Source organism: Mycobacterium sp. IDUB_24, assembly GCF_055419385.1.
This window is the reverse complement of sequence record NZ_JBVAXO010000001.1, coordinates 1111251-1132526: the sequence shown is the minus strand read 5'-3', so window position 1 is coordinate 1132526 and position 21276 is coordinate 1111251. Positions and strand designations below refer to the sequence as shown.

Genomic DNA, 21276 nt, shown 5'->3' with positions numbered 1-21276 from the left:
AGGCAAGCGGCAAGGCGATGTTGCACACTATTCAAATCTGAACCACGTTGCGTGAAGGAGGAACATGGCGCGCACACTGTCCGCCGCGCAGGAGCGGGCATGGGGGCCCTACATCGAGTCCAGCCTGCGCCTGGAGACGTTGCTCGACGAGCGCCTCCGGGAGGGCACGGGCCTCACCCTGATCGACTACCACCTGCTGATGCTGCTGACCGACGCCCCCGAACACCGCCTGCGAATGAGTGAACTCGCCGAGAAGATGGTGTTCTCCCGCAGCAGGATCACCTACCAGATCAACTCGATGGCCAAACGCGGTCTGGTGCTGCGCGAACCGGTTCCCGAGGACCGCAGGGGTTACCGCGCAGTGCTGACCGCAACGGGCGCCGATGCCCTGCGCAACGCCGTACCGCTGCACACCGAGTCGGTGCGCGAACTTTTCTTCGACCACATCCGGCCCGACGAAATCGACTGCATCGAACGGGTATTCAGCCGTCTTCGCGGCAACCTACAGCACGATGACAGAGAGCAGACACCATGACCTTCACCACGGCCGAACTGGCCTACCTGCGCGGGCAACCGATCGGACGCCTGAGTACCGTCGGCCGCAACGGCGATCCGCAGATCCGCCCCGTCGGGGTCCACCTCGGCCCCGGCGACGCCACCATCGACATCGTCGGCCACGCCCTGGCATCGACACAAAAATGGCGCAACGTGCTCGCCAACCCACAGGTGGCCTTCATCGTCGACACGGTGCTCTCGGTGCGCCCACCCGAGGCACGCGGCATCGAAATCCGTGGCACCGCAACGGCACTGCCCGGCGCGGGCACCACCGATGGCGGTCTGTCCGGGGACATCATCCGGATCGTGCCGCGCCGCGTCATCAGCTGGGGGCTCGACGGTGCGGGCACCATCGCCAGGGACTGGGCGGAATCCCCGCACAGGCGGCACGCATGTTCAAAGTGATCGGAGCGACCGATGAGTGAGCAGCAAGAGCCTCCGCGTCACATACCCGGTATTGAAAGTCCGTACTTCCTAAGGACTTTGAGCAGTACCGGATTTTCGTCTGGGTGCAGGACGGGTTGGCCGCCGTCAACGCTGATGGCGTTGTGGATCCCGTCGCGCAACCACAAGGTCCAGCAGTCCCAGTCGCTGCCCAGTTTGGAGCCGTAGAGCAGTCCAATCGGGCGGCTCTCATCCTGCAGCTGGGGCTGGGCCATCGTCTCGGCCAGGTGGCTGGTCACGAAGCGGTCTTCACCGCGCAGTTCGGCCACGGTCACCTGTTGCAGCCCCTTCTGGATAAGCGCGGCAGGTTTGTTGCGGTGCAGGTAAGCGATTGTGTTGGAGTGTTCGGCGTCGACCAACCAGCCGACGGAGGGCAGGACCATCGTGTAGAGGCGTTGCTTGAGCAGCCAGTCCAGGTCGATCTCGTGCGGCGGTTCCTTGCCGTCCTCGGCGAAGTCGTGCGCGATGAGGTCTTGGACCGTTTCGCCTTCGCCGGCATCGTCGAACAACTCGCTCGCTGGGATCGGTTCAGGTTCCTTCAACGGCTGTATCAGCTCGGCGTACATGCCTTCCAGGCTGGAGGCCACGTAGATGGTGCGCTCCCCGGCCAGGTCGTACCGGTGCCATTTGCGCCGATCGTCGGTGGGGTCGGTGGGCCGTAGCCGGGGCATCAAAGGCCCGTAGTCCGGATCTGCCAGGCGATAGGCGATCTGCTGGGATGCCGGCAGCAAAGCCAATTTCGTTGTGTTGCAAATCAGCACGTCACGCGCCACGACCGACCAACCCCCTGCACGGCTACCTCAGTTAAGAAATCTGATGGTAGCCATGCAGGGAGGGTGATTACAGGGAACTTCTAACGGTCGACGAACTCTTCGGCGGCTGCCAGGACCTCGGTGAATTGGTCCTCGCGGATCGCCATATACGGGGGCCGCTCCCCGAAGCGCGGGTTGGCCCCGATGAACCACGACCGGGCGATCTTCTCGCCGTCGACCTCGGCGATCGTCCACCAGACGCGGTAGGCCACTTGCAGTCGAGACAGCGACTCATCGCGGGGCGTAGCGCCACCGTCGATGGCCCACTTGTAGGGCTGCTTGCGGTCGCGCACGCCCGCCAAGGCAGCCACCACGGTGGGCCCCAGGTGGTCCAGAAGTTCACGCACCAGCTCGGGCGGGTCAAAACTCACCGCACGGCGGTGGATAGTCGTTCCATTCGCTACAGCCATCGTGATCACCTCCAAACTTATTCTGGTTTCTCGAACCTGTTTTTACAGGGTCTACACCGTCAATCGTAGGAAAAAACCACCGAAAAGCAACTAGAAACCCAGATCGTTGCTTTGGGGAAACCGCGAAAAAGCGAGTTCCGGGTTTTCGTAGCGATACAGGTCCTGCACGGTCGACAGGCATCCAATCCGGCGATTTCGCTGGTCACAAGTCAAAAATCGTGTTTCTTGAGGGTGCGGTGCCGACACAGCGTGTCCGCCTGGACCATCTCAAGATGGCCCAGATTGTGATCCTGCACCATCCTGGGCCGGCGAGAGAGCTGGCCCTGGGGCTGCGGCGGCTACCTGCTGGCCCGGGCAGGGAAGAGCTCTGCACCCCCAACCCTGTACAAATCGCCGCGAGTTCCCAGGAACTAGTGAAGGCCCTTTCGAGCTGGGCCCCGTCGTTGACATCGTTGGAGGTTGCACTGTGAAGTTCTTCGCCGCATTCTTTGTGATCGCATTCCCGTTCGCCTACCTGGGCTTGTGCGCGTACGGGATCGCCGTGACCGGAAGCACCGAGGGTTTGGCGGATATTGGGAATGCCATCGCGGTATCGGCAGGGTGTGGTGCGTTGGCCGCGTTCTTGAAGCCCGCTGCCGAGGACGACGGGAAGAAGTGAGCACCGCCCGGCGTCGCTGCTCATCTGGCTCAACTGCCGAACTCGCTACACCGGGATTTCACAGGTGACCGCAGTTCGCGATCGGTGGTGAGCAATGATCGACAGGTGGCACGACGACACCTCGATCGCATGATCTACATCGACGACTCTGGGCATCCACAGTCGGGGATGGTGGTCTACGGCTGGATCGAGTTCCGTCCGGATCACTGGGGGTCGGTGCTGCGTAACTGGCTTGATGCCCGAAAAATGCTGTGGCGTGAGTACCGGGTGGCCGTCCACCAGGAGCTGCACACGACCGAGTATGTGAACGGCCGCGGCCGGATCTCCAAGAGCGTCCCGGACCGGCATATCCACAACGGGACCGAGTTCTGGAAAGACTTCGGCCGCGACGTCGCGGTGACGTGCCTGGACACGCTGCGTTCGGCTGAGGGCCTGGTTGTTGGCTCGGTCTACCGCAAGGGCGATCCCGCAGACCTTGCCGCGACGAAGACCGGGCTCTACCGCGATCTGATCGTGCAGTTTGAGAATGAGCTGGCCACCACCGATTCACTCGGGGTGGTGGTGATGGACGGCGACGGCAGCGACAGCACCTACCGAACCACTCACCGCAACCTCAAGCTGGATGAACGACGAATCATCGAGGACGCAATCCATCTCGACTCGAAGTCATCGCAGCTTGTGCAGATGGCTGACCTGGTGGCGTGGAGTGCCTATGCGTCAGTGGACCGGCACGCCCGCAATGAGTTCGCCCACAACTGGTACGAGAAATACCTGGCTGAGCGGGACCGCAGCCGGGAACCGCGCGAAATTACCCCTAGAAACAGCTAGACCCCCTTATCCACAGGAGTGGGGGGGTCTGCGCTGACCACAATACACCGGGTTGGGCGTATTACTCAAAGCACACGCCTCAGCGGGCCGCCAGGCGCCTTGGCGGGTCCTCATGTCGCCGGGGTGTCGGCGTTGCGGAGCACAATGGAAGCGGTGCTGTTTCACCTGCTCAACGACGCCTGAAAAAGTTTTCGGGATTTTCAGGGGTAGCGACCAGGCGCGGACTTAAGAGGAAGCGACAGCCGTATGGATCGGTTGTCTCTTTCTCGCCTCCTGGAGATGTAGCCCATGGATCGACCGGACCGCCGACCCGGCCCGCCCGTCGATTCCGCGTGCTTACAACCAGACAACCGCGAGGGCCTTGACAAGGGCCTGGTCAACGGTTGGCTCGATGACGACGCGCTCGAACTCGGTGATGAACGCGAACGCCTGCTCCGTCTGGAAGCTGATGAGGAGCTCCTGCTGGCGCTGCAGCTGCATGACTTCGCGGGCCGGCCGTGGGATCGGTTCACCCGCGAGCTCGCCCGCTACGGCGTCGGTGTGCTGCGGGCCTGGATCCACCGGGGCAGCATCTACGGCAAGGTCAAAGCCCTCACCGGCTACGGACTGGGGCGCATCGAGGGCTGGCCTGACCGCGAAACCGCCGAGGATCTGGCCAATGACACCGTGGTCGCCGCGCTGGGGTACTTCCGAGACAAGGTGCTCAAACCCCACCGTTGGCAATCTTCGGGCGGGGCGTCGCTGGGCACCTTTTTCATCGGCCAATGCCTCTATCAGTTCGCCAACATCTACCGCAGTGCACTGCGCGACGAGCTCGACCGGATCGAAAAGGCCTGTACGCCGATCGACGAGGTGCTCGAAGAGAGCTTCGACATCATCCGGGGCATCGAGGAGACCATCGTGGCCCGCGATTCGGTCGGCGAAGCCTTGGCCCAGCTCAGCACCGACCGGGCCCGCCGAGCGGTGTTTCTGAAGGAGATGGGGTTCAACTACCGCGAGATCGCCGACGAGCTGGGCCTGCCGGACGCCAAGAGCGTCGAAAACCTCATTGGCTACCAGTGCTCCCGTATCCGCCGCAATCGAAGGAGGACATCCTGACCACCATCAAGAACATCAACAAGTTGATCGAGGCCAGCTCGTTGGGCGCACGGCCGGCGCGCGCAGCACGTCGATCAGTCTCGGCTGCCGAAGGTGAGGCGTTGGCTCGCCGCGCATCGGGGCGCGAACAAGATCACGACCGATTCAGGGGTCGGGGCGATGAGCGCACTTATAGACCGGTATCCGGTTCAACACCGATCCGGAAAACCCGAGAGGAACAACTGCAATGGCTAAAGGACATCACCGCAGTGCCGCGACCGGCCGCTATGTCAAAGCATCGACCGCGGCGTGTAGCCCCAGGGCCACCGTCACCGAGCGCGGGGCCAACCGCAGCAGTGGAACTCATCACCGCAGTGCCGTCACCGGCCGGTTCGTGAAGCCTTCCACCGCGGCTCGGCATCCCAACACCACGGTCACCGAACGCGGCTGACCGACACCGATTACACGCTTGAAGGAGAACGACGATGGCCAGATCAGTATCGGTACCTACGATCACCTGTCCGTACTGCCGGTTCACGTTCGTGAACGTGAAAGTCAGTCGGCACGGTCTCATCAACTGCGGCAACTGCGGCAAGACGATGAAGATCTAAACGATGAGGGGCCCGAGTTGCACCGTAGTTGTGCGGCCGGGCCCCTCAGCTCAGTCTGGCCCTCGGCGTAGCTACGGCAGCCGGGGTCGCCTCATTTCCGGGCCTGCCACCGGGCGCAGTCAACCGCATGAGAGACGTTGGGGCACACGAATACTGGCCACAGCGAGAGTTGCTTCATTCGGATAGTCGGTCTCGTCGACGGTACGCCGACCGATTTCGATGGGCAGTACATCGTTGACTGGGCCGAATCCCCGCGCACATCCGACTGATCGACCTAGCATCGGCTGGATGCCGACAGTCAACACCGCCCACGGAGCCATCGACACCGCCGACCTGGGCGTCACGCTCATGCACGAGCACGTCTTCATCATGACCACCGAGTTGACACAGAACTATCCCGAGTCCTGGGGCGACGACGCCGGCCGGGAAGCCGACGCGATCACCCGGCTCACCGAACTCAAGTCCCGCGGCGTCGACACCATCGTCGACCTCACGGTGATCGGGCTGGGCCGCTACCTCCCGCGTATCGCCCGGATCGCCGAGGCCACCGACCTCAACATCGTCGTCGCCACGGGCTTCTACACCTACAACGACCTGCCACTGGCGCTGCACTTCAACGCGCCCGCGGCGGGGCAGACCGACCCGATGACCGAGATGTTCGTCTGGGACATCGAAGCCGGCATTGCCGACACCGGGATCAAAGCGGCGATCCTCAAATGCGCCACCGACGAACCGGGCGTCACCCCCGGCGTCGAACGGGTCCTGCGCGCCGTGGCCCAGGCACACCGCCAGACCGGGGCCCCCATCTCCACCCACACCCACGCCGGCACCCGGCGCGGTCTCGAACAGCAGCGCATCTTCGCCGAGGAGGGCGTAGACCTGGCCCGGGTGGTGATCGGGCACTGCGGTGACACCACCGATATCGGCTATCTCGAGGAGTTGATCGCCAACGGCTCCTACATCGGCATGGACCGCTTCGGCGTGGATGTCTACCTGCCGTTCGCGGATCGCGTCGCCACCGTGGCGACGATGTGCGAGCGCGGCCACGCCGAGAAGATGGTGCTCTCGCACGACACCTGGTGCTACTTCGACGCGCTACCCGACGAGCTGACCGCCACGGCCCTGCCCAACAGCCATTACCTGCACATCCACAATGACGTGCTGCCCGCACTGCGGGAACGCGGCGTCACCGAAGAACAGATCACCACGATGCTGGTGGACAATCCGCGCCGGATCTTCGACCGTCAGGGCGGGTACTGAAATGACCGACGCGATCCCGCCGATCCCCACTCAAGTCAGCCAACTGGCCGCTGCCGATCCCGACCGGCCGGCGGTGACGTGCCAAGGCATCACGCTCACCCGGGGTGAACTGGACCGGTCCAGCAACCGACTCGCCCGCGCCTATGCCGAACGCGGTGTGCGACAAGGTGATTACGTCACCATCAGCCTGCCCAACTCGATCGAATGGGTGCAGGCCGTCCTGGCTGCCTGGAAACTCGGCGCGGTACCGCAACCCCTTTCGCCGCGGCTACCGGATGCCGAGTTCGCCGGGATCCTCGCGTTGCGCCCGAGGGCCCTGGTAGTCGGCCGTAACTCCGGTCAAACCCCTTGGCTGCCAACCGGTTTCACCCCGGGTGCCGAACTTTCCGATGCACCGCTGCCCGAGGCGGTAGCACCGACGTGGAAGTCGATGGCCTCGGGCGGGAGCACGGGACGCCCGAAGCTGATCGAAGCCGGCGGCGACAGCCGGGTGCCCGCCCTGATCGGGGTCCCGCTGGGCGCCCAGCCCGGAGACGTCACGCTGATGTCGGTGCCGATGAGCCACAACACCGGTTTCACCACATTCGCCATCGCACTGCTCCAGGGCCACCACCTGGTGCTGATGCCACGCTTCGACCCGGCCGAGTTCTTGGCGCTGGTCACCGAACACCGCGTGACGTTCCTGACCACGGTGCCCACCATCATGCAGCGGCTGCTGCCGGTGTACCGCGCCGACCCGAAAGCCTATGACCTGTCCAGCATTCGCCGGTTCTGGCATGTCGGGGCACCGTGCCCACCTGCGGTGAAGCAGGCCTGGATCGAGCTGCTCGGCGCCGAGGCGTTGTGGGAACTCTACGGCGGTACCGAACTGCAGGCGCTGACCTTCATCTCCGGTGAGCAGTGGCTGCGACATCCGGGATCCGTCGGTGTGGTGGTGGCCGGTGAGATGAAGGTGCTCGACGACGACGGCGAAGAATGCCCGCCCGGCGTCACCGGTGAGATCTACCTGCGGCCCGGCCCCGGCAGCGCGCCCACCTACCGCTACGTCGGCAGCACCGCAAAGAGCCGCGACGGCTGGGATTCACTCGGAGATCTGGGGTATTACGTCGATGACGGGGACGAGCGGTTCTTCTATCTCAACGACCGACGGGTGGACATGTTCACCGTGGGCGGCAAGAACGTGTACCCGGCCGAGATCGAAGCGGCGCTCGCCGAGCATCCCGACGTGCTGTCCTGCCTCGTCGTCGGCGTACCGCACGAAGACCTGGGACAGGTGCCGTACACGCTGGTGCAGGCGGGCGACGGGTCGGTCCTCGACGCCGAGGCGGTGCAGGCCTTCCTACGTGAGCGCCTGTCGGGCTACAAGGTTCCCGTCGACGTGGAGTTCGTCGACACCCCGCTGCGTGACGATGCGGGCAAGGCCCGGCGCACCGCGGTGCGCGACGAGGTCATCGCGCGGCTGGAGCAGGCTCGGGCTCGTCGGTGATCGAACTGTCCAGCGGGGGCACCGGAGTCTGGTTCCGGTACTCCCAGCGCCGCAACGCCTCCCGGCAAGGGGATTCGATCAGCGCGTAGCTCACCGCGGCCAGGGCGAAGCCGAACACCAGTGTCAATACCAACACCACCAGCATCTGCCCGTTGAACAGGAACTCCCCGATCATCGGGAACACCATGGCCAACGCCGCGAGATGCCAGACGAACAATCCGTAAGACCAGCGGCCCAGCGTGACCATCACCCGGTTGCCCAGGATCGGGTGACCGGTGCCGGGATGATCGAGGACCAGCGGGGCCAGCAGCGCACCCGCGACGATTGCGCCCATCGCGGTCTTCAGCGTCACCTGACCGACCGATCCGGGCCGCAGACCTTCCAGGCCGGCCAGCGGCGAGGCCGCGATCCCGAACGCCACTGCGGCGATGACCGCCATCAGCACCCGGCGCCGGGCCAGCCGGTGCACCCAGCCGAATGGACTCACGGTGAGTTCAGCCAACACCATCCCCGCGGCGAACCACGAGAAGAAGGCCGGCGGCCAGTTCCACGGGTTGAGCCCGGTGGTGCCGGAGAACGGAATGCGCACCCACAGCAGGCTCAGCGCCGCCAGCGCGATGATCACGCCGATGCGGGCCCGCACCGGCAGCCGCCGCGCCAGTAGCGCCAGCAGCGGCAGCGCCAGATAAAAACTGACCTCGACCGACAGGCTCCACATCTGGGTGAGCCCCGCGGTCAGCGTCAGCGGCACATAGATCTGGGTCAGGGTCAGGTTGGCGAGCCACACCGTCAGATCGGCCTTGGCCTCCGGCAGCAGCAGGATGATCACCACGACGGCCACTACATAGCCGGGCATGATGCGCACGATGCGGGAGCGCAGATAGTGACCGGTGCGCGGGCGCGGCCGCAAACCACGGGCGGCAGCCGCATGGCCGCGCCACAGCAGGAACCCCGACAGGGCGAAGAACACGGCGACCGCGAGATCGAACCGGCCGAAGAACCGGCCGCTCACCCCGGTGGTGTGCCCCGTCTGGAAGGCGACGTGGGTGAGCACCACACCCATGGCGGCGCAGGCGCGCATGCCTTCGACTGCCGGCAGGAAGCTGCGTGTCCCGCCGACCTGAGATTCCGGTCCGGTTTCCGGGTCCGGTGCTCCGGTGGCCACGGCGACCAGTGTGCCGCTCGATGGCACCCCCGCCAAACTGCGGGTTAACGCGCCGGGGAGATGTCACCGGAGTAAGTGATGGCCTTAGATAGGGCTGTTAGGGTCGAACGGGTTTGCCTCACGACGAGTTGGCCCACACTGAAGGAGGCCCGGTTTGAACCGCGCAGTGGCGCTGCGTATCGCGGCGTGTGGACTGATGGGGCTGGGTGCAGCTCTGCTCATCGCCGCACTGTTGTTGACCACCTATACCAAGGGCAAGATCGCCAAGATCCCGCTCAATCTGGATGCCAGTCTGGTCAGCGACGGGACTGCGACCGCTTTCGATCCAGCATCCCTGGTGGCCGAGAAGTTCTCGGTGGACCGCAACGTGCCGGTGGCACTGCAGCAACAGGTCAGCGTGGAATCACCGTCGAACGCCGAGGTGGTGACGCTCCAGGTGGGCAGCACACTGCGGCGCACGGACCGCCAGAAGGACGGCGGCCTGCTGTTGGCGTTGGTGGACACCGTCACGATGAACCGCAGCAACGCGCTGGCCGTGTCGAGCGACAACAACCCGGGTGGTGCGCTGCAGAAGCCGCGGGCCATCGAGGACGAGAAGCCGCCGACCAACGTCGCGCTGCCTCACGAGGGCCTGACCTACCGGTTCCCGTTCGACACCGAGAAGAAGACCTACCCGTTCTTCGACGCGATCGCGCAGAAGGCGTACGACGCGAACTACGACGGTGAAGAAGACGTCAACGGCCTGACCACCTACCGGTTCATCCAGAACGTGGGTTACGACTCCAACGGCAAGCTGGCCGATCCGGTCAAGTACTCCTCGCTCTACGAGGACGACGCCGACAGCACGGTCACCGCCAGCCCCGAGATGTGGGGTGTGCCCGGTGAACCCGACGAGCGGATCACGATGGACCGCTTCTACGCCGCGCAGCGCACCTTCTGGGTCGACCCGGTGTCGGGCACCATCGTCAAGCAGCAGGACCACGGCTACCAGTACTACGCACGGGACAAGCTCAAGCCCGAGGTGACCTACGTCGACTACAAGGTCACCTCCAACGAAGAGACCGTGGAGTCCCAGGTCGCCGCAGCTCAGGACGAGCGGGATCGCGTGGCACTGTGGACCCGCATCCTGCCGATCACGTTCACCGCGCTGGGCCTGCTGGCACTCGTCGGCGGCGCCGTGGTGGGGTCGTTCGCGATCCGCGCCGAGTCCACGCTGATCGATCCCGGGCTCGACACCGCCGATCACGGCTTCTTCGACACCCAGGGTTTCCAAGTGCCCGGCGCTGAGGCCAAGACCGAGAAGCTGCCCGCTCAACGACCAACCGATCTACCGCCGGACCGGTGATCTGAGCCTGCGCTCTGCCCTACTGCCGGCCTACGCGCTGGCACTGTCGTTATTGGTAACCGGGCCCCTGCTGGGGCCCGGTTACCTGCTTTTGCGGGACGCCGTCTCCACACCCCGCTCATATCTGACCGATGCGGCGCTGGGCCTGACCGAGGCCGCACCGCGTGCCTTGCCGCAGGATTTCTTTGTCGCCCTGACCTCGACCGTGCTGGACGGCGGGATCGTGGTCAAGGTCCTGCTGGTGGCGGGCCTGTGGCTGGCCGGGTGGGGCGCCGCACGATTGGCCTCGACGGTATTGGGGCCCGGCTTGCCCGGCCAGTTCATCGCGGCGACGCTGGCCGCCTGGAACCCGTATGTGGCCGAGCGGTTGCTGCAGGGGCACTGGAGTCTGCTGGTCGGCTACGGCTGCCTGCCCTGGGTGGCGGTGTGTGTGCTGCGGCTACGCGGGGGGTCCCGCGCGCGACAAAACGGTTCGGGCTCCCGCCCGGCGTGGGGTCTGGTGTTCTCGATCGCGCTGGCGGGGCTGACGCCGACGGGGCTGATGCTGGCGGCGACGACCGCTCTCGTGTGCATTGCGGTTCCAGGCGACGGGTGGCGACGTCTGCGCATCGCCGCGCTCGCGTCGGGAACTTCAGTTTTGGCTGCGACGCCGTGGTTGGTTGCCGCCGCTGTCGGTGGCACCGTGTCATCTCCGTCATCGGCAGCCGGGGTTCATGCGTTCGCCGCGCGTGCCGAGCCGGGCCTGGCCACCCTGGGCAGCCTGGCCGGCCTGGGTGGCATCTGGAACGGTGAAGCGGTACCCGGCTCACGCACAACGGTTTTCGCGTTGGTGGCCACCGCCGTACTGGTCGGCATCGTCGCGCTCGGAATGCCGGTGGTGGTGCGCAACCGCACGGCGGCACCGCTGCTGATCCTGGCCGCGGCAGCCGTGCTGATCCCCGCGGCCATGGCCACCGGCCCCGGGTTGGTATTCGTCGACGCGACGATCCGGGCCGTACCCGGCCTCGGCGTGGTACGCGACGGACAGAAATGGGTGGCCCTCGCCATGCCGGGCTACGTCGTGGCCGCCGCCGCCGCGCCGGTCGCCTTGCAGCGCCTGCGGGTGCCGGCCACCGCGGCGGCCGCGGTGTGCTGCGCGGCGCTGATCGCAGTACTGCCAGATCTCGCCTGGGGCGTCGGCAATCAGATGCGCGCTGTGCAGTACCCCGCGAGCTGGGCGGCGGCAGCCGCCCAGATCAACTCCGACCCTCGTCCGGTCGCCGTGCTCCCCCCGGACAGCATGCGTGAATTCTCCTGGGCGCCTGGCGCTCCGGTGCTCGACCCACTCCCACGGTGGTTGCGCGCGGATGTGTTGACGACGGGGGATCTGTCCATCGGCGGCCAGACCGTGCCCGGTGAAGGGGTACGCGCGCGGGCCGTGCAGGACCTCGTGATCTCGGGCGCAACCGATCAACAGCTGGCCGAGGCCGGGGTGGGCTGGGTGGTGCGCGAGTCCGATCGAGAGGTCGCGGTGCATCGGGTGGGCGGCTCGGCGCCCGCTGCCTCACAACGGGGCGTGATGATCGCCGCACACCTGGTGTGGGTTTTGGTTCTGGTCGGCGGTGCGATCGGGATGGCCGTCAGTTTGTGGCGAGTACGCGGGCGATCAGAGGCGCGCCGCTGACTCCGACGTCTCCTGACGCGACGCGGAAGCGAGTGCCGACTTGCCCACCCGCGAGCGACAGTGTCGCTGATAGGTGGGCGCTGGACAGGTGAGATTGACGAGACCGATGGTGCACGAGTGGCAAAACCACCGAGCGACAATGGGTTTGAAGGGGTCGGCGTTGCCACTGTGGCACTTGTCGCTCGATTGTCGCTGACAGCCGGGCACATCGGGGATCTCTCCGAAACTGCGACTGGCGGACCGGTGCGGCTACACCAACCCGCTGACGTAGTTGCCCCCGTGCACCGATTCCAGGACTGCCCGCATCGCGTCCGCGCTGAGCGTCCAAGAGAATTCGTCGCTGCGGGCCTGAGCCTTGCTACCCAACTGGACCCGTAGCACCGGATCACTCAACAGCTGATGCAGCCCGGCGACCAGGGCATCACGGTCCTCCGCGAGGAGCCCGGTGACCCCGTCGACGATCGAGTCGGTCAGCCCGCCGGAAGCGCGGTAACCGACGGTCGGCACCCCGTGCTGGGCGGCCTCGGTGACCGCGAGCCCCCAGCCCTCTTTCCGCGACGGCAGCACGTGCACCCAACTCTGCTGCAGCACACGGTGTTTGGTCTCTTCATCGACATGGCCGTGGAACGTCACCGAATCGGAGATACCGAGCAGTTCGGCATGTTCGACCAGCCGTTGCCGCCACCAGCCGCCGCCCAGGATGTCCAGGTGCAGCCCGGGAATCTTGGTGCGCAGCGTCGCGACGGCTTCGAGAGCGTCTTCGATCTGCTTGTGCGGCACCAGCCGGGAAAGCACCACCAGGCGCGGGCTCGTCGACCGCGGCAGCTCCAGGGTGGGAACGGGAGCCTCGTCAAGTCCGTTGCGCACCACCGCAATCCGGCCGGAATCCACCCCGAGCTCGTTGAGATCACGGGCCGAGGGCAGGGATACGGTGACGTACTGGTTGCGACGGTGCAGTCGCGGCGACAGTTTGGACTCGACGAACCAGCCGATCCGGCCCTTCATCGGGCCGGCCACTGGCCACAGTTCCCGGTGACAGTGGTGCACGAGCACCGCCACCCGACGGCCGAAGGCCAACCGGGCCAGGAACGGCAGTCCGTTCTGGGTGTCGATGACGACATCGGGCCGGACCTTGCGCAGCGGCCCGAGGCCGACGCGGGAGGCCACCATGGCCAGCCCGGCCCAGATGTACACGCTGTAGGGTCCGCCGGCCCGATTGATCTGTACTCCGTCGACCACTTCGCGCCGGGCCGCGCCCGGGTACCGCGCGGTACGCAACGTGACGCTGACGCCGTCGTCGGCCAGGCACGCGCCGATGCGCTGCAGATAAGCCTCGCTGCCGCCGCCCTGCGGGTGCCCCGTGTCGCGCCAGCACAAGAGCAGGACGCTCCGCAGGCGTGGATCGGGACGGGCAGACATCGTGTTGAGGGTACCGGTCAGTAGGTTAGGCAGGTGCAGCCCAGCGACATCTCGGCGCGCTTTGCCCGCCGGGCGACCCTGAGCCGGTCGGTGCGCCTACTGGCGCAATTCCGGTTCGAGCAGAGCGAACCGGCCCGCTTCTACGGGGCGCTGGCCGCCGATACCGTCGACGTGGTCACTGATTTGTGGTCTGGTGCCACCGGCGAATCCCCTGCCGGGCGCACCGTGCTCGACGTGGGCGGCGGGCCCGGCTACTTCGCGTCGGCGTTCGATCAGGCCGGCATGCACTACATCGGGGTGGAGCCGGACCCTCGGGAGGCGCACGCCGGAGCCGCGAGAGCGGCGACATCCGGCATGAGCCCGGCTGTCGATTCCGCATCGGGCACGTTCGTGCGGGCTTCCGGGATGGCGCTGCCGTTCGCCGACGACAGCGTCGACATCTGCCTGTCCTCCAATGTCGCCGAGCATGTGCCGCACCCGTGGCGGCTCGGCAACGAGATGTTGCGGGTGACGAAGCCAGGCGGATTGGTGGTGTTGTCCTACACGGTGTGGCTCGGCCCGTTCGGCGGCCACGAGATGGGGCTGACCCATTACCTGGGCGGCGCCCGGGCAGCCGAGCGCTACACCCGCAAACACGGTCGTCGACCCAAGAACGACTACGGCTCGTCGTTGTTCGCGGTGTCGGCCGCCGACGGCCTGCAATGGGCGGCCAGTACCGGTGCGCTGATCGCGGCTTTTCCGCGCTACCACCCACGATGGGCCTGGTGGATGACCTCGGTGCCAGGGTTGCGGGAGTTCTTGGTGAGTAATCTGGTGTTGGTTCTGCGACCGTCCTGAAACCGTCAACTGGAACAGGTTCTCGTTTTCAGGAAACGTAGGTAATGTGACGGCCATGACACAAACCTCGCCAGCCGTGACTAGGACGGAATTCGACAAACTGTTCATCGGCGGCCACTGGGTGGAGCCTTCGACCTCTGAGGTCATCGAGGTCTTCTCCCCCGCGACCGGCGAGAAGGTCGGCCAGGTCCCGCTGGCCGCCGAGGCCGACGTCAACGCCGCGTGCGCCGCGGCCCGCAAGGCGTTCGACGAGGGTCCGTGGCCACACATGTCGCCCGCGGAGCGGCAGGCCGTGCTGGCCAAGGCCGTCGAGCTGATCAACGAGCGCGCTGAGGACTTCAAGCACCTGCTGAAGCTGGAGACCGGCCAGCCGCCGACCATCGTCGACATGATGCAGTTCGGCGCGGGTGTGTCCAGCCTGCAGTACTACGCCGGTGCGGCCGACAAGTACGACTGGAAAGACATCCGCGACGGCATCTACGGCCAGACCCTGGTCATCAAGGAGCCGATCGGCGTCGTCGGCGCCGTCATCGCCTGGAACGTGCCGTTCTTCCTGGCCTGTAACAAGCTCGGCCCGGCCTTGCTCGCCGGCTGCACCGTCGTGCTCAAGCCGGCCGGTGAGACCCCGCTGACCACCAACCTGTTCGCCGAGGTCCTTGCCGAGGCCGGCCTGCCCGACGGCGTGCTCTCGGTGGTGCCCGGCGGACCGGAGACCGGTCGCGCCCTGACCGCCAACCCCGAGCTGGACAAGTTCACCTTCACCGGCTCCAGTGGTGTCGGCAGGGAGATCGGCAAGATCGCCGCCGAGAAGCTCAAGCCCTGCACGCTGGAACTCGGCGGCAAGTCCGCGGCGATCATCCTCGAGGACGCCGACGTGGACTCCACCCTGCCGATGCTGGTGTTCTCCGGCCTGATGAACTGCGGGCAGGCCTGCGTGGGCCAGACCCGCATCCTGGCGCCGCGGTCCCGCTACGACGAGGTCGTCGAGAAACTCTCGGCCGCCGTCGCCGCCATGCCGGTCGGTCTGCCCGACGACCCGGCCTCGATGATCGGCCCGCTGATTTCGGAGAAGCAGCGCGAGCGCGTCGAGGGCTACATCAAGAAGGGCGTCGAGGAAGGTGCCCGCATCGTCACCGGCGGTGGCCGTCCCGAGGGCCTGGATTCGGGCTGGTTCGTGCAGCCGACCGTCTTCGCCGACGTCGACAACTCGATGACCATCGCCCAGGAAGAGATCTTCGGGCCGGTGCTCGTGGTGATCCCGTTCGACACCGAGGAAGATGCGGTGCGCATCGCCAACGACTCGCCGTACGGCCTGGCCGGCAGTGTGTACACGACGGACTTCCCGAAGGCCGTCGAGATCGCCTCGAAGATCCGCACCGGTACCTACGCGGTGAACATGTACGCCTTCGATCCGGGCGCCCCGTTCGGCGGGTTCAAGAACTCGGGCATCGGACGCGAGAACGGCCCGGAGGGCATCGACGCCTACACCCAGGCCAAGAGTGTGCTGCTGCCGTTTGGGTACACGCCGGAGTAAAACTCCTCGAACCACCGCGAATGTCCCGGAAGACCACGGTTTCCGGGACATTCGCGTCTGGCGGCCCCAGGAAACGGACAGCCGGAATTCAGGCTGGGCAGCTAAGGTGGGCGCCCCAACAACGAGGAGGCACCGTGGCAGTTTCCGTCGATCTGGCCAAGTCGCTCGACAAGGCCTACGAAGACAAGTCGCTCAAGGAGATCCTGGACGCTTCACCGGCGGCGCTGGCCGGGGTCACCGACTCCGATGCCGAGCATCTGGCTGCGGCATTCAACATCAAGACCGTGCGGCAGCTCGGGTCCAACAAGTTCTTCGCGGTGGCCGCGGCTCTGGTCGCGCTCGACACCGCGGGCTGATTTCTTTCGCCGAGCGCAGGGGACTCAGCGGCCCACGAAGTTGGCGGCCCGGCGTTCGATGAAGGACTGCACGCCTTCGGCGGCGTCGGCCGTCGCGAACAGCTCGGCGACCACGGGCCGCAGCCGGGCGATCGCAGCGGCGTCCCCGTCACTGTGCGCGAGGTGCGCCGACGCGAGAGTGGCGCGGACACCGAGCGGCGCGGCCCGGTCGGCGATCGTGTGGGCGATCTCGGTCGCCCGGGCGACGGCCGCGTCGGCATCCGGCGTGACCTCCTGGACCAGCCCGATCCGATACGCCTCGGCAGCGTCGAACTCATCGCCGGTGAGCAGCCACCGCATGGCATTTCCCCAGCCGGTCTGGCGCGGTAGGCGCAGGGTCGCGCCGCCGAACGGATAGATGCCGCGCAGCACCTCTATCTGCGCGAACCGGGTGTCCTGCGCCGCCACACGGATATCGGCGGCCAGGAGCAGTTCGATGCCGAGGGTCAGGCATCGGCCCTGGGCCGCGACCACCACCGGTTTGGTCCAGTCGCCGTCGAGGCGCCACGGGTCGCGTCCGCCTTCGGGCATGGGTAGATCACCACTGGCCACATACGGCGCCACGTCGACGAGATCGAGGCCGGCGGTGAAGTGCGCCCCGTGGGCGAACAACACACCGACGCGCAGGTCGTCATCGGATTCGAGCAGTCCGTAGGCGAGGGCGAGATCGGTGAGCATCGCGACGTTGAACGCGTTGCGTTTGTCCGGACGGTTCAGTCCGATCAGTAGGACGTGGCCGTCCCGCTGCAGCGTGAGGGTTTCGAGTGCCGGGTCGGTCGTCATGGGAGCAGTCAACGCCTGCTCACAGAATTATGCAAGACATCATAATTTTGGTGCCTCCCCTCGGCGCAGGGAGAACCTGTTCAGGGGCAGTTAACCTGCTAGTCTTTTGCACACCAGTGTGTACGTCGGATACTCGACATCATGCGAGGATTCCATCATTTCTATGGTGGATGACATAGAAGGGCGGTGCGCGATGTGGGTCGTTGAACTCAATCTCGCCGGTCACCGGTTCAGCCGTCGGGTTCACACGCCGCACACCCCGGTGCGCACCATCACCCCCCGGATGCTTCTTCGCTGTTCCACGCAGTTCCTTCATGACCGGGTTGCCTGACACCGCCACGAAGCCACGTAACAAGCGTGGCTCGACCCGCGCCCGCATGCTCGGCAGCGCGGTCGAGGTGTTGCGTGAGCGGGGCGCCGCCGGCGTCACGATCGATGAGGTGCTGGCCCGCAGCGGTGCGCCACGCGGATCGGTGTATCACCATTTCCCCGGCGGGCGCCGGCAGATCCTGATCGAGGCGCTGCAATACGCCGCAGACACGATCGGTGGCGTGATCGGCGCCGAAACATCCGACAGTGCATGGGATCTGGTGCACCGATTCGTCGGTTTCTGGGAGCGGGTACTCACCGGAAGCAATTTCAGCGCCGGCTGCCCGGTGGTCGCGGTGGCGATCGCCGCACCGGACGACGAGCCCGATCTCGCCGCGGCCGCCGCCGCGATCTTCGACCGCTGGCGCACGTCCCTGACCGGAGCCTTCACGGCCGACGGTTTCGACGAATCCGACGCGTCGTCACTCGCGGTGATGTGCATAGCCACCCTCGAGGGCGTCGTGGTGCTCTGTCGCTCGTCAAAATCGGTCGAGCCGTTGCACGATGTCGCCCGGCAACTCGAATTCCTGATCAAATCAAGGGAATTCGTCCGCCGCAATGGTGTTCCCCGGCTCAGCCGGCCGTCGTCCTGACCCATCGGGCACAGACGAACTCACCGTTGGGCGCCGATTCGGCCAGCACCCACTCGGAACGGACCGGCAAGACCGGCGATCCAGCCCCCAAGGTGCACGGCGCATAGCTGACCACCATCTCGTCGATCAACCCGGCCGTGACGTACTGTGCGGCAACGTCACCACCCCCGACCACCCAGACATCCTTACCCGCCGCCGCGTCGACCAGGCGCGGATGCAGCCCGGCGATGTCCCCGGAGAACACCTGCACGGGATGACCGGCGGCGACGATCTGAGGCCGGTGCGTCAGCACCCACGTCGGCTGCTCGTACATCCACTCACCCGGCTGGTTCTTCAGGATCCACTGATAGGTCGACGAACCCATCACCAGCGCCCCGATCGTCTTGATGAATTCGTCGTAGCCGAATGGGCCTTGCTGATCGATGTTGCGGGTGATCAGCCAGTCCAGGCTGTCGTCGGTGTCGACGATGAACCCGTCCAAGCTCGACGCGGTGTAGTACACGGTCTTCACCGGTCAGTCCCTCCTCATCCATTCCAGTGGGTCGCCACGGTCCACTTCGAGACCATGGCGGGCCAGCATGCCGCGCACCAGAGCGCGCCGATGCGCCGAGTAGGTCAGCACATGCGCGATGATCCCGTACAGCTGAAAGGATTCCGGCGGATCGCACAGTGCATCGATCACGGTGTCGCCCAGACGTCCTGCTGCCGAGTACTCCGATATCAATGTGGTCCAGCGCTTTCCGATGGCGTCGTGGTGAGCCGCGAGTTGCTCGGCCGTCGCGCTGCGGGTCGCGTCACGCGACGGGAAATCCCGGCCCTCGATAGTCGCCAGCCAGACCTCTTTGGTCCACACGATCGCTCCGAGTACCGCTGCGACGCTGGGCTCCGGGCCGTCCCAGTCCAGGACCACCTGACCCGGCGAAATATCCTGGGCCCATTGCTGTTCAGAGAGCCCGCCGGCGGCACCGATCAGGTGTTCGGTGTCGGCGACATCGTGTACCAGCATGAACTGGGCGATATCGGGCCCGGACGCCTCGCTCGGATCGGCATCGCACCACAATGCCTGCGGCGGGTGGAAGTGCACCCCGTTCGGAGCGCTCAACCGGAACGCGACATCGGCGGCGCGTGATGGCGGCACCCCGAACGCCCGGCGGAACGCCCTGGAGAACACCTCGGCCGACGACCAGCCCTCGGTCTCGGCGACCTCCGCTACTCCGGCACCCTGCTGTAGCCGCCAGGCCGCCCGCTCCAGCATGACCCGCCGGCGCAGCGCCGCGGGCGGTTCTCCGGTCAGCCGGCGCACCTCCCGGGAGAAGTGAAACTCCGAGGCGTAACTGCTGCGGGCCATGTCGCCGACGCCGGAGTTGTCGTCGTCGACGACGGCGTCGAGCAAATCCCGCAATCGGTCACGCCCGTTCGGTTGAACCTCCACGGTCACCGAGTATGGTCGGCCGCCCGCCCGGGGAACATGACATTTCCTGCTGTGGTTGCCCCGGCCGGCTCAGCTGTCGAGGACCTGGGCCACCCGGGCTTCGGCGTCCACTTCCGGATCGAGATCGGACAGATTGATGCCGAACCGCTCGGTGAGCGCATCGAGAACCTGTGCGGCCGTGTCGAAGCGGATACGTTCGGTCTCACCGCGCCGGTGGATGGCCAGGTTCCGGCCGCGGAGGTTGATCCTGGCGTCGTCGGTGACCAGTGCCGCGGTCAGACCGACGACAAATACCCCGCCGGGATGCGTTGAGACATACCAGCTTCCGACCTCAAGATCGATGCGCGGTTGCGGCACGGTGGTGAACCGGTACAGCGGCTGCCACTGCCCGCGCACCTGAGCGGCCAGCTCGTACTCCGACTCGCCGCGGGTGGGCAGCTCGAGCAGTCGGTAGGGCTCATGCCGGGTCTGCTGCACGGCGCCGGTCTGCAACCGGATGGGCGATGACAGCGTCTGCCCGCCGAAGCCGACGTCGACCAGGAAGCGGCCGGCCTCCCCGGGAACGGTAACCGCCAGCACATTGTGGGTGAGCGCAGGCAGAGGCGCGTCAGGTTCCTTCATCCAGACCACCCGACCGGCCAGCCGGTCGACGCCGTACCCCAGCTCGTCCAGGGCATGGCCGAGAAGTCCGTTGTGCTCGTAGCAGTAACCACCGCGGCGTCGCGTGATCAGCTTGTCGCCCAATGCCTCGGCACTGAGATCGGCGACCGGAATACCCAGCAACGGGTCGAGGTTCTCGAACGGGATCGACCGGCCGTGCGCGGCGACGACGTCGCGCAGCGTGTCCAGGTCAGGTGATGCCGGACCCTGATGGCCGATCCGGTCGAAGTATGCGGTGAGGTCCAATCCCATGGTCGCCAATCATGGTGCCTCAACAACGGTTGAGGTCAACCGCGGAGCACACTGGACCCATGGCCGCCCATCTCACCGAGCGCCTGCGGGAAGACCTCCTGGCCCGTTGGTCCGAGCCCCACCGCAAGCACCACAACGTCGTACACCTGCGTGAAGTGCTCGACGCGATCGGCACCCTCGCCGACGACGGCCTGCAGTTCGACCGGGAAGCCGTCGAACTCGCAGCCTGGTTCCACGATGCGATCTACGAGATCGGCCGCGACGACAACGAAGACCGCTCCGCGATGCTGGCCCGCGAACTGCTGGGTGGATCCCATGACCGCGACGAAGTGGCCCGCCTCGTGCTGGCGACCAAATCCCACAAGGTCGACGCCGGCGACCTCAACGGCGCAGTGCTCAGCGACGCCGATCTGTCGGTGCTCGGGGGCCCGGCGCTGCGTTACCGGCAGTACGCCGAGGCGGTTCGTGCGGAGTACGCGTCGGTTGCCGACGACGTTTTCCGGCCCGCACGGGCGCAGGTGCTCGCGTCATTGCTCGACGGACCGATCTTCCACACCGCGCCCGGTCGGGAGCGCTGGGAGGAGCAGGCCCGGCGCAACGTCGGCGAGGAGATACGCGAGCTGACCTCATAGCGACGCCACTCGACCTGTGGTTTTGAGAGGATTGACCGCAGCTACTCGACGGTAGG

Annotated in this window: 23 protein-coding genes; 15 read left to right on the top strand and 8 right to left on the bottom strand. The window is 66.1% G+C overall.

Features of this window, described 5'->3' with window-relative positions:
• Window positions 1-64: 64 nt before the first annotated feature.
• Window positions 65-535, top strand: coding sequence for a MarR family winged helix-turn-helix transcriptional regulator (locus ACZYZF_RS05550; protein ID WP_463743159.1), 471 nt, complete (start codon window positions 65-67; stop codon window positions 533-535).
• The gene (locus tag ACZYZF_RS05545) at window positions 532-960 is read left to right on the top strand and encodes a PPOX class F420-dependent oxidoreductase (protein ID WP_463834791.1); all 429 of its coding nucleotides are present in this window, start codon (window positions 532-534) and stop codon (window positions 958-960) included. Before ACZYZF_RS05550 ends, ACZYZF_RS05545 begins: the two co-directional genes overlap by 4 nt.
• A 38-nt stretch (window positions 961-998) precedes the next feature.
• Here the strand turns inward: ACZYZF_RS05545 and ACZYZF_RS05540 are convergent, their stop codons facing one another.
• Window positions 999-1736, bottom strand: a complete 738-nt coding sequence (locus ACZYZF_RS05540) for a hypothetical protein (protein WP_463834790.1) — start codon at window positions 1734-1736, stop codon at window positions 999-1001.
• 116 nt (window positions 1737-1852) lie between these two features.
• Window positions 1853-2221 (bottom strand): hypothetical protein, encoded by a 369-nt coding sequence (locus tag ACZYZF_RS05535; protein ID WP_463834789.1) that lies wholly within the window; start codon window positions 2219-2221, stop codon window positions 1853-1855.
• 466 nt (window positions 2222-2687) lie between these two features.
• Between ACZYZF_RS05535 and ACZYZF_RS05530 the strand changes: the two genes are divergently transcribed.
• From ACZYZF_RS05530 to ACZYZF_RS05505, 6 genes are all read left to right on the top strand, one after another.
• Window positions 2688-2879, top strand: coding sequence for a hypothetical protein (locus ACZYZF_RS05530; protein ID WP_463834787.1), 192 nt, complete (start codon window positions 2688-2690; stop codon window positions 2877-2879).
• Window positions 2880-2984: 105 nt separating this feature from the next.
• Complete coding sequence (locus tag ACZYZF_RS05525) at window positions 2985-3707, top strand: DUF3800 domain-containing protein (protein ID WP_463834786.1); 723 nt, start codon at window positions 2985-2987, stop codon at window positions 3705-3707.
• 288 nt (window positions 3708-3995) lie between these two features.
• Entirely contained in the window at window positions 3996-4805 is an 810-nt protein-coding gene (locus tag ACZYZF_RS05520) for an RNA polymerase sigma factor (protein ID WP_463834785.1), read from the top strand.
• Window positions 4806-5031: 226 nt separating this feature from the next.
• Entirely contained in the window at window positions 5032-5235 is a 204-nt protein-coding gene (locus ACZYZF_RS05515; protein ID WP_463834784.1) for a hypothetical protein, read from the top strand.
• 448 nt (window positions 5236-5683) lie between these two features.
• A complete protein-coding gene (locus tag ACZYZF_RS05510; RefSeq protein WP_463834782.1) occupies window positions 5684-6655 on the top strand; it encodes a phosphotriesterase family protein in 972 nt (323 codons plus the stop codon).
• Between the two features lies 1 nt (window position 6656).
• Window positions 6657-8141 carry an AMP-binding protein gene (locus ACZYZF_RS05505; RefSeq protein ID WP_463834781.1) on the top strand — a complete coding sequence of 495 codons (1485 nt, stop codon included), beginning with the start codon at window positions 6657-6659 and terminating at the stop codon, window positions 8139-8141.
• Here the strand turns inward: ACZYZF_RS05505 and ACZYZF_RS05500 are convergent.
• On the bottom strand, window positions 8104-9222 hold the full coding sequence (locus ACZYZF_RS05500; RefSeq protein WP_463744130.1) for an acyltransferase family protein: 1119 nt from the start codon (window positions 9220-9222) through the stop codon (window positions 8104-8106). The two genes, ACZYZF_RS05505 and ACZYZF_RS05500, sit on opposite strands and share 38 nt — an antisense overlap.
• A gap of 238 nt (window positions 9223-9460) precedes the next feature.
• On the opposite strand from ACZYZF_RS05500, the gene pgfA reads away from it, so the two are divergent.
• Both pgfA and ACZYZF_RS05490 read left to right on the top strand, forming a co-directional pair.
• Window positions 9461-10651, top strand: coding sequence for a cell envelope lipid trafficking protein PgfA (gene pgfA / locus ACZYZF_RS05495; protein ID WP_463743163.1), 1191 nt, complete (start codon window positions 9461-9463; stop codon window positions 10649-10651).
• Window positions 10652-10673: 22 nt separating this feature from the next.
• On the top strand, window positions 10674-12314 hold the full coding sequence (locus ACZYZF_RS05490) for an MmpA family trehalose lipid delivery protein (protein ID WP_463835139.1): 1641 nt from the start codon (window positions 10674-10676) through the stop codon (window positions 12312-12314).
• Window positions 12315-12563: 249 nt separating this feature from the next.
• Here ACZYZF_RS05490 and ACZYZF_RS05485 read toward each other — a convergent pair whose 3' ends face one another.
• Window positions 12564-13733, bottom strand: a complete 1170-nt coding sequence (locus tag ACZYZF_RS05485) for a glycosyltransferase family 4 protein (RefSeq protein ID WP_463743164.1) — start codon at window positions 13731-13733, stop codon at window positions 12564-12566.
• Window positions 13734-13781: 48 nt separating this feature from the next.
• On the opposite strand from ACZYZF_RS05485, the gene ACZYZF_RS05480 reads away from it, so the two are divergent.
• From ACZYZF_RS05480 to ACZYZF_RS05470, 3 genes are all read left to right on the top strand, one after another.
• Window positions 13782-14570 carry a class I SAM-dependent methyltransferase gene (locus tag ACZYZF_RS05480; protein ID WP_463744132.1) on the top strand — a complete coding sequence of 263 codons (789 nt, stop codon included), beginning with the start codon at window positions 13782-13784 and terminating at the stop codon, window positions 14568-14570.
• 55 nt (window positions 14571-14625) lie between these two features.
• On the top strand, window positions 14626-16104 hold the full coding sequence (locus ACZYZF_RS05475; RefSeq protein WP_463834780.1) for an aldehyde dehydrogenase: 1479 nt from the start codon (window positions 14626-14628) through the stop codon (window positions 16102-16104).
• 134 nt (window positions 16105-16238) lie between these two features.
• On the top strand, window positions 16239-16460 hold the full coding sequence (locus ACZYZF_RS05470) for a hypothetical protein (RefSeq protein ID WP_029106398.1): 222 nt from the start codon (window positions 16239-16241) through the stop codon (window positions 16458-16460).
• 24 nt (window positions 16461-16484) lie between these two features.
• On the opposite strand, the gene ACZYZF_RS05465 is transcribed toward ACZYZF_RS05470, so the two are convergent.
• Window positions 16485-17282 (bottom strand): crotonase/enoyl-CoA hydratase family protein, encoded by a 798-nt coding sequence (locus ACZYZF_RS05465; protein ID WP_463834779.1) that lies wholly within the window; start codon window positions 17280-17282, stop codon window positions 16485-16487.
• A gap of 314 nt (window positions 17283-17596) precedes the next feature.
• Between ACZYZF_RS05465 and ACZYZF_RS05460 the strand changes: the two genes are divergently transcribed.
• Window positions 17597-18244, top strand: coding sequence for a TetR/AcrR family transcriptional regulator (locus ACZYZF_RS05460; RefSeq protein WP_463743167.1), 648 nt, complete (start codon window positions 17597-17599; stop codon window positions 18242-18244).
• On the opposite strand, the gene ACZYZF_RS05455 is transcribed toward ACZYZF_RS05460, so the two are convergent.
• From ACZYZF_RS05455 to ACZYZF_RS05445, 3 genes are all read right to left on the bottom strand, one after another.
• Window positions 18225-18755 carry a dihydrofolate reductase family protein gene (locus ACZYZF_RS05455; protein WP_463834777.1) on the bottom strand — a complete coding sequence of 177 codons (531 nt, stop codon included), beginning with the start codon at window positions 18753-18755 and terminating at the stop codon, window positions 18225-18227. The genes ACZYZF_RS05460 and ACZYZF_RS05455 overlap by 20 nt on opposite strands.
• Window positions 18756-18758: 3 nt before the next feature.
• Window positions 18759-19682: a helix-turn-helix domain-containing protein gene (locus ACZYZF_RS05450; RefSeq protein WP_463834775.1), complete on the bottom strand. Its 924-nt coding sequence runs from the start codon at window positions 19680-19682 to the stop codon at window positions 18759-18761.
• Window positions 19683-19745: 63 nt separating this feature from the next.
• A complete protein-coding gene (locus tag ACZYZF_RS05445; RefSeq protein WP_463834774.1) occupies window positions 19746-20588 on the bottom strand; it encodes an arylamine N-acetyltransferase family protein in 843 nt (280 codons plus the stop codon).
• A gap of 59 nt (window positions 20589-20647) precedes the next feature.
• Here ACZYZF_RS05445 and ACZYZF_RS05440 point away from each other — a divergent pair, with 59 nt between their 5' ends.
• Window positions 20648-21220: an HD domain-containing protein gene (locus ACZYZF_RS05440; protein ID WP_463834773.1), complete on the top strand. Its 573-nt coding sequence runs from the start codon at window positions 20648-20650 to the stop codon at window positions 21218-21220.
• Window positions 21221-21276 lie beyond the last annotated feature (56 nt).